A 1,885-nucleotide genomic window follows, 5' to 3' on the forward strand; every position below is an offset into this window, starting at 1 on the left:
TCTTGGTGACTGCCGCGAGTGTACCCGAACGAGAGGGGGCTAAACAGGTACTCCAACAGGTGAAACAGATGGGTCAAGGGGTATCGCGACTGCATACGATTTGGGCCGATGGCGGTTTTGACGGTAATCCATTCCTGATGTGGGTGATGGATGTTTGTCGGTGGATTGTGGAGGTTGTGCTGCGACCAGAGCAAACCAAAGGGTTCGTATTGCTGAAAAAAAGGTGGGTTGTTGAACGAACATTTGGCTGGCTCATGGGGTACCGTCGATTGGTTCGAGACTATGAGTTATGGCCAGAAACTTCGGAGACATTTATTTACCTGGCCATGATACGAATCATGGTGAGGCAGTTAGCATAAAATCTGACCCAAAAAACTTTTAAAACATCCTCTTAACTCTGATTGCAGAGTTAACCTTGTGGGAACCAATGATTACACCTATCCCGATGCCAGTATGAGCTGCGATCCTAGAGATAAAACCACAACAGAATATATTACCTATCCTTGCTTAATCGTTGAAGTTTTGTCCGAGAGTACAGAAGCTTACGACCGTGGCAACAAGTTTTTTCGCTATCGTCAGAATCCGCAATTGCAAGATTACGTCTTGGTCAGTTCCCAGGAAGCCGCGATCGATCTTTATCGCAAAGGCAGTGATGGCAGGTGGGAGATCATCAATTATCGGGCTGGAGATGTGGTGGAATTGCAATCGGTTGATTTGAGCTTCCCAATTGAGCAAGTTTATCGTGGAATTGACTTTTCGGAGGTCGCAGTTTAGATCCTTGTAACCAATCCACAAAATTCAACGCCGAAATCACTTAAAGCCAGTGCCATGACCTACACCCCCACGCAAACCCTCACTGTTGATCAATTCATTGCCCAATAGGGCGATGATTCCCGCTACGAACTTGCCGATGGAGAACTGATTGACATGGAACCAACAGGTCCCCATGAAACCGTGGGTGGTAAGCTTGCCAGCCAAATTGGGATTGCCATTACAAATGCCAAATACCCCTGGTTCATTCCCCGCACCTGCCTGATTCAACCTTTCGCAGATGTCGCCACCGCTCGTCGTCTCGACATTTTCGTTCAAGTCCCTTGGAGCCGGTAACGCCAAGCGTTAGAAGTATTTTGAGTCTCAAAAAGTATTCACACGTATTAGATGAAAAGCCCCAGTAAAAATCAAAATACTGAGTCTGCTGGCTGTCTAGCATCTATATTACTTTTTCCATTTTTTATGACTATATTCGGATGGTTTGCATTTGCCCTTGGCCCCATGAGTTGTGCTCATCCTAATAAATGTTCTCAGCTGCTAGAGAACGTCAAAGGTATTTTGTCAATAGCTATTCTTGTTGGAGGAGGCTTTGGGATTCCAATAGCAGCTGGTATTTTAGTGGATAGGGCTGTGCAAAATGGAGTTGTGAATCGATCAAATTCTAAAAAAGACAATGAATATTAAACAGAGAATATACTATAGCCATTCCCACTCCAGTGGGATACAATCATAGAGAGAAGGTAGGAGGTAAAATATTTAGAACCGATACACCTCCTTGCCATGAAAGCCTATTCGGTCGATCTACGCCAGAAAATTATCGACACCTACAACAGCGAGAGCATCTCTCAACGAAAGCTAGCGAAGCGCTTTCGAGTCGCCTTAAGCTTCATCTACAAACTGCTCAAGCAATATCGACAGAGTGGGGACATTGCCCCTAAAGTTCGCACGCTCCAAACCCCCACTAAACTTAATGAACCTCAACTCCAAGTTTTAAAACAGCTTGTAGAAGCCAATAATGATGCCACCCTAGAGGAGCTTCGCGATCAACTGGAGCAAGCAACTGGGGTCAGGATAGGACGCTCAACCACCGCTCGGATGCTCCAGAGGCTTCAAA

Annotated in this window: 3 protein-coding genes and 2 pseudogenes; all 5 read left to right on the forward strand. The window is 45.7% G+C overall.

Annotated features, from left to right (window positions below):
- Window positions 1–359, forward strand: a 359-nt coding sequence (locus tag DO97_RS20050; protein ID WP_036537011.1) for an IS5 family transposase, incomplete at its 5' end; no start/stop codon positions are given.
- Between the two features lie 34 nt (window positions 360–393).
- Window positions 394–774 (forward strand): annotated as a pseudogene (locus tag DO97_RS20055) (Uma2 family endonuclease); the annotation flags it as partial.
- 54 nt (window positions 775–828) lie between these two features.
- Window positions 829–1,086 (forward strand): annotated as a pseudogene (locus DO97_RS31590) (Uma2 family endonuclease); the annotation flags it as partial.
- Between the two features lie 72 nt (window positions 1,087–1,158).
- On the forward strand, window positions 1,159–1,455 hold the full coding sequence (locus tag DO97_RS24230; RefSeq protein ID WP_072016522.1) for a hypothetical protein: 297 nt from the start codon (window positions 1,159–1,161) through the stop codon (window positions 1,453–1,455).
- Window positions 1,456–1,551: 96 nt separating this feature from the next.
- Window positions 1,552–1,885: helix-turn-helix domain-containing protein (locus tag DO97_RS20065; protein WP_036537014.1), on the forward strand; the 334-nt coding region annotated here is incomplete at its 3' end.

The sequence above is a fragment of the Neosynechococcus sphagnicola sy1 genome (genome assembly GCF_000775285.1).
GTDB classification, from domain to species: domain Bacteria; phylum Cyanobacteriota; class Cyanobacteriia; order Neosynechococcales; family Neosynechococcaceae; genus Neosynechococcus; species Neosynechococcus sphagnicola.